This window comes from uncultured Mucilaginibacter sp., from assembly GCF_903913935.1.
Taxonomy (GTDB): Bacteria; Bacteroidota; Bacteroidia; order Sphingobacteriales; family Sphingobacteriaceae; genus Mucilaginibacter.
In genome coordinates this window covers 1-6,662 of record NZ_CAIWNH010000545.1, presented here as the reverse complement: position 1 = coordinate 6,662, position 6,662 = coordinate 1, and the positions used below count along the sequence as shown (strand labels likewise).

Annotated in this window: 3 protein-coding genes; all 3 read left to right on the top strand. The window is 39.6% G+C overall.

Going from position 1 to position 6,662, the window contains the following annotated elements:
- On the top strand, positions 1–1,492 hold a 1,492-nt coding region (locus QZY09_RS22025), incomplete at its 5' end, for an alpha-L-fucosidase (RefSeq protein ID WP_295676178.1).
- Positions 1,493–2,098: 606 nt separating this feature from the next.
- Positions 2,099–3,166 carry a LacI family DNA-binding transcriptional regulator gene (locus QZY09_RS22020; RefSeq protein ID WP_295676175.1) on the top strand — a complete coding sequence of 356 codons (1,068 nt, stop codon included), beginning with the start codon at positions 2,099–2,101 and terminating at the stop codon, positions 3,164–3,166.
- Positions 3,167–3,393: 227 nt separating this feature from the next.
- The coding region (locus QZY09_RS22015) for a VCBS repeat-containing protein (protein WP_295676172.1) at positions 3,394–6,662 on the top strand (3,269 nt) is incomplete at its 3' end.

The window sequence follows — 6,662 nt, the reverse complement described above, 5'->3', positions numbered from 1 at the left end:
ATGGTTCCGCGATGCCAAGTTCGGTATATGGGCGCACTGGGGCCCGCAGTGCCAGCCTGAGCATGGAGACTGGTATGCGCGTTCTATGTATATAGAAGGAGACGACGATTATAATTTTCACCTTAAAAAATATGGGCATCCCTCAAAATTTGGCTTTAAAGATGTCATTAACCAATGGAAAGCCGAAAAATGGGAGCCCGAACACCTTGTAAAGCTATATAAGGATGCAGGTGCAAAATACTTTTTTGCTATGGCTAATCATCACGATAATTTTGATAACTATGATAGTAAATATCAGTCCTGGAATGCCGTCAGGATGGGGCCCAAAAAGGATATTATCGGTGGATGGGCCAAGGCAGCCAAAAACAATGACCTGCATTTCGGGGTTAGCGTCCACGCGGCACATGCCTGGTCATTTTATGAGAAGTCGCAGAAAGCGGATAAATCCGGGCCACTTGCGGGCATTCCCTATGATGGCGGGATCACCAAAGAATCCGGGCGGGGTAAATGGTGGGAGGGGTTTGATCCCCAGGAGCTATATGCACAGCAGCATAAACCCAGCCTGAATGCAGATAACCAGGAAATATTTTTTCAGCAATGGGACTGGAAGAGCGGTGTGACCGTGCCGGACAAGGAATATTGCGAAAAGTTTTTTAACAGGACGGTGGACCTCATTAATAAATATAACCCGGATATAGTCTATTTTGATGACACGATCTTACCGCTATATCCTATCAGTGATGCGGGATTGAGAATTGCAGCGCATCTATATAACCATAGCATCAGCCAAAATAACGGTAAGTTGCAGGCTGTGATCACCGGTAAGGTTTTGGATGAGCAACAAAGGAAATGCATGGTCTGGGATATAGAACGGGGTCAGAGTAATAGCATAGAACCCCTGCCATGGCAGACAGACACTTGTTTGGGGCAATGGCATTATGACCGCAGAATATATGATAAAAAAGAATATAAAAGCGCAAAGACCATTATACATACGCTGGCAGATGTAATTAGTAAAAATGGAAATTTTCTGTTAAATGTACCGGTAAGGGGCGATGGTACGATCGATAAAGAGGAATTGGCCATTGTCGAAAGTATTGGTGCGTGGATACGTCCGAATAGTGAAAGTATCTTTGGAACAAGACCATGGAAGATTTTTGGTGAGGGGCCGGCAAGTGAAGAAATAGTGGCGCTGTCTGCTCAGGGTTTTAATGAAGGAAAAGGTAAACCCTTTACTGGTCAGGACATCCGTTTTACAGCAAAAGGAGATGCACTTTTTGCCTTTGCTTTAGGCGCGCCGCAAAATAATAAAGTGATGATTAAATCATTGGCATCTAACAGTGTTCACTATAAACAAGAGATAGCCAAGGTAATATTAGTGCAGGATAGCGAGTCACTGAATTTTGAACGTACAGCGAAAGGCCTGGAGGTGAATTTACCCGAAAGACTGTCGGGCGCATTTGCTTATACACTCAAAATATTGCCGGCGTAGTTACGAATGGTTTTTTTTCAAAAAAAAATAGGTTGAGGTGTGAATTGGCATTAGTTGACCCAACAGGCAACAGTTTGTCAAATTATTTTAATTCGCCTGCTCCGTTCCGGTATATAAAGAAGAATGCCAGATAATTGTCAACGTTAAATTTTTTGAGATTAGCATAACCCGAGCGTAGAATAAAGCCCCGGTGAGATACTTTAAATTAGATGCTGAATGACTATGAAACTGAAAGGGTTCAATGTTCAGAAGGAAATACCTTCATTTATTGATAATCGGCACCCCATCACACTTTGGTATCAAAGGAATAAATGCTACCTTAGGTAATTCTGGTTTTATAAGATTTTCCACGACAATTAGTCTAATATGCCTCAATTTTGTAAAAAATACTATCAAATATGATAATACTCCTTAGTAAAATGCTAATTAGCCAAAGTCAACTATTAGATAAATAAAGTTACTTTGAATCCCAATTATTCAAATCAACGTCGAAAGTTCTATCAAAAACGCCAGCGTTGTAGGATTTATATAAGGCTGCAACCTCATTTCCTCGCTGGTGATTTACATTTAGTTTTAGAATGGTTAAATATTAATTAATAAGTTACGATGAATAGCTTGCAAAATAATACAACAATGCAAAGCCTGGCAGAAAGGCTTGGTTTGTCGAAAGGTACCATTTCTAAAGCCTTGAATGATAGTCACGAAATTAGTATCGCAACTAAAACTAAGGTAGTTGAAGCGGCGCGTGAATTACGCTATATGCCAAATCATTTTGCCAGCGGATTAAAAAGCAGGAAAAGTAAAACTATAGCGGTTATTGTTCCGGAGATCGTTGACAGTTTTTTTTCACTGGCGATCAATGGCATCGAGACATTTACCCAAAAAGAGGGGTATCACATCAATATATATATATCACATGATCTTATTTCTAAAGAGAAAGAAATAATTCGAACACTGTGTGATGGTCGGGTGGACGGTGTATTGATCTCTGTTTGCCGGGAAGCGGGAGATAACGCCCATTTAAAAGAACTAATGGATTGTGGTATTCCCTTAGTGTTTTTTGATCGCGTTGCTGATGAATTGAAAGCCGGGAAAGTTATGACTGACGATTTTGAGGCTGGGTATGTTGCTGCGAGGCACCTGATTGAGCAAGGGTGTAAAAAGGTATGTTTTCTTTCAAGCTCTTTATGCCTTTCCATCCTTAAGAAAAGAATGGAGGGATTTATAAAAGCGCTAAATGAAAAAAATGTAATCGATCCTCAAAAAAATGTCCATCAAATTCCCTTAGATGACATCGAAAATTTAGAAACAATTAAATTGTTGTTGTCCAATGCAGATGAACGCCCTGATGGGATCGTGATTTCTGTAGAGTTATTAACCATACCAATTTATCTTGCGTGCAAAGAATTGAATATAAACATCCCAGATGAGGTGAAAATTATCTGTTTTTCCAATCTTTTATATGCATCTGTGCTATCTCCCCCACTCAGCACTATCACTCAACCGGCATTTGAAATAGGCCAAAGTGCCGCTCGTTTGATTTGCAATTCTATCGATCGGTTTACTGAAATAGACGATGAAAAAATTATTTGCCCGTCAAGACTTGATATAAGAAAATCCTCAGGAGGGAATGACGTCCACTTGTTAAAAGAGGAGGGCCTGAGTGTATTTTAGAAACAATATTAAAAATAGAATTCTAAGAGGCAAATCATTATCCGGATAGTTTTTTCCCACAAAAAACATTGATTATACGCAACCGGTTTCGCAAATAATTGTTCTGTGTAAGCAAAAAATTACAAATGTAAAATTTAAATTAGCTTGGTAATCCTGGTGAAAAAGGTGTAAGTATTTGCTTTCATCCCAATCACATGGTGATCTCGCCTGAAGAAACGCAATTTGTAATGAAACTATTATTTAAAATTCTTTTCGTTTATTATTGTGTGTTGCTGGTGTCGTGTCGCCACAATGCTGACACCGTATTCACCGAAATTTCACCTTCTTACTCTAATGTTAATTTCAGGAATGATATTGAGGAGACTAAAGAACAGAACATACTTACCTATGAATATTTATACAATGGCGGAGGTGTCGCGGTAGGCGATCTTAACAATGATGGTTTACCAGATTTATTTTTTACCGGGAACATGACTCCTAATAAATTATACCTGAACAAGGGTAATTTGAAGTTTGATGATGTTACTGATAAAGCGGGCGTTATTGGCAGAAACAAATGGAAAACGGGTGTAGTGATGGCCGATGTAAACGGAGATGGCTTGCTCGATATTTATGTTTGTTACTCAGGACCGGGCGATAGCTTAAATAGATCAAATGAGTTATATATCAACCAGGGCCCGGATAAAAATGGAGTTCCTCACTTCAGGGAAATGGCCAAAGAATATGGTTTGGATGCACCTGGTACTTTTACAACTTCTGTGGTTTTTTTTGATATGGATAACGACGGCGATTTGGATATGCTGATGATTAATCATGCTGACAAATTTTATAATCCATTTTTTAACACAGAAAATCTTCGGAAAACGCGAAATGCCAAATACGGAAACAGGCTGTACCGCAATGATAACGGGCATTTTACAGATGTAAGTGAACAAGCTGGTATTGATGGAAGCGGAATAAATTTCAGCCTTAGTGCATCTATAAGCGACATCAATGGGGATGGCTGGCCGGATATTTATGTTACCAATGATTATGACGAACGCGACTTCTTATACCTCAACAATCATGATGGTACTTTTAGGGAAGTTTTACCAAAAGCAACTAAGCATATTTCTGAGTTCGCAATGGGCAGTGATATTGCCGATTTTAATAATGATGGCAAACCGGATATCATGGAATTGGATATGTTACCCGAGGATAACCATCGCCAAAAATTATTGCGCGGGGCCGATAATTACGATAAATTTCAATTGCTGGTAGCTCATGGTTTTCACAAACAGTTAATGAGGAATTCTTTGCAGCTGAATAATGGAAATGATCAGGATGGAACACCTGTATTATCTGAAATAGGACAATTGGCAGGCGTATCCAATACCGACTGGAGTTGGGCGCCACTTTTTGCCGATTTTAATAATGATGGCTGGAAGGATCTCTTTATTTCGAACGGTATTCAAAAAGATATGACAAATCTCGACTTTGTCAAGTACACTTCCGGTTACTCCGCCCAATACGTTAAGGAAAAACAGGACAAAGGGGAGTTGTGGGAACTTATTCAAAAGATGCCCACGACTAAGCTCACAAATTATGTGTTCAAAAATAACCGTGATTTAACCTTTACAAATGTTACCTCAAATTGGGGTCTCACTAAATTAGGAATAAGTAATGGAGCGGCTTATGCAGATTTGGATAATGACGGTGATTTGGATTTGGTTATCAATCAGTTAGACGACGTCGCTACGATCTATAAAAATAATACGTCAGAACAGCCTAATAAGTCGCATTATTTAAGGTTACAACTAAAGGGCTCAAACAAAAATACCTCGGGCATTGGCTCAAAAGTTTATATAGTAACCAGCAGTGGCCATCAATTTCAGGAACAATATTTTAACAGAGGGTTTCAATCCTCAGTTGACCCCATTATGCATTTTGGTTTAGGTAGTGATAGCGTGGTTAAATCAGTTAAAGTAGTATGGCCAACCGGCGAAATTTCAAACTTCAGCAACATTAAAGCTGACGGACTGTTAGTTGTCGAGCAAAAAACTGCAATACCTCACCCAATAGGACCTTCTGTTGACAGCATTAAAATGAAACCGCTGTTTAAAGATGTGACCAGTACAGCAGGTATAAATTTTACTGATAAAGAATCCCTTTATGTCGATTTTAAGACTTCCCCCTTGCTGCCGTACCAGGTTTCAAAAATGGGACCTTGCATTTCAAAGGCTGATGTAAATGGAGATGGATTAGAAGATGTTTTTATTGGTGCTGGCATAGGTCAGCATAGCCAGCTTTACCTTCAAACAAAGGATGGCCATTTTGTTCTTGCACCTTCGCAGCCTTGGAATAATAATGCACTTTTATTTAATACAGATGCTTTGTTTTTTGATGCAGACGGCGACGGCGACATGGATTTGTATCTCGTAAGTGGCGGTGCTGAATATCCCCAGGGAAGTGAAAATTATGAGGGCAGGATATTTGAAAATGATGGAAAGGGCAATTTCAAGGAAGTCTTAAACGCCTTGCCAAAAACAACAATTAGCTCCAGTTGTGCCAGGGCAGCCGATATTTATCATAATGGCAAGCCGGATCTTTTTATAGGAGGTAGGTTCCTGCCTGGATTGTTTCCTAAGGGGCCTCCAAGTTACATTTTAAAAAACATCAGTACCAGGGGCAATATTAAATTTGAAATTGATCTGTCTCAAAAAAATGCCCTTGCTAACCTGGGTATGGTGACCGATGCAGTTTGGGTTGACATAAATAAGGATGGTTGGGATGACCTTGTCGTAGTTGGTCAGTTTATGCCGATCACGGTTTTTGAAAATCATAAGGGGCTGTTGGTTGATCAAACGAAAGAATATGGCCTGTCTGAAACAAATGGCTGGTGGAGCAGGATAAAGGCTGTGGACCTTAACGGAGATGGGAATATTGATTTTATCGCGGGCAATCTTGGATTAAACACACAACTCAAAGCATCGACAGATCAGCCGTTAACTATTACTTATTCTGATTTTAATGGCGAAGGTGTTGTGTTGCCCATTTTATGCTATTACATACAGGGGAAAAATTACCCCTACTATACAAGAGACGAACTGCTTGATCAAATGCCCCTGCTGCAGAAAAAGTTTTCCCGTTATGCTGACTATGCTGACGCGCAATTGACAGATATATTTCCAAAGGAAAAATTAGATTCTGCACAAAGTGTCAAAATCAACCTATTGGAATCAGTTATTGTCGAAAATTTAGGGCATCGGAAGATGAAGATTAAAAAATTGCCTTTGTCGGCACAAACAAGCATAATCAACGGAATTGTAGTAGATGATTTTGTTAAAAATAACAGTAAGGATATTATCGTTGCAGGTAATTATTACCCTTTTCGCACTCAGTTCGGTCCTCTCGATGCAGGGATTGGGCAGGTTTTAGCAAGAGGTATTAAAGGTGATTTTTCTACACTTGGATATGCTGCAACCGGCCTCAATATCAGCGGGGATGTAAGAAACCT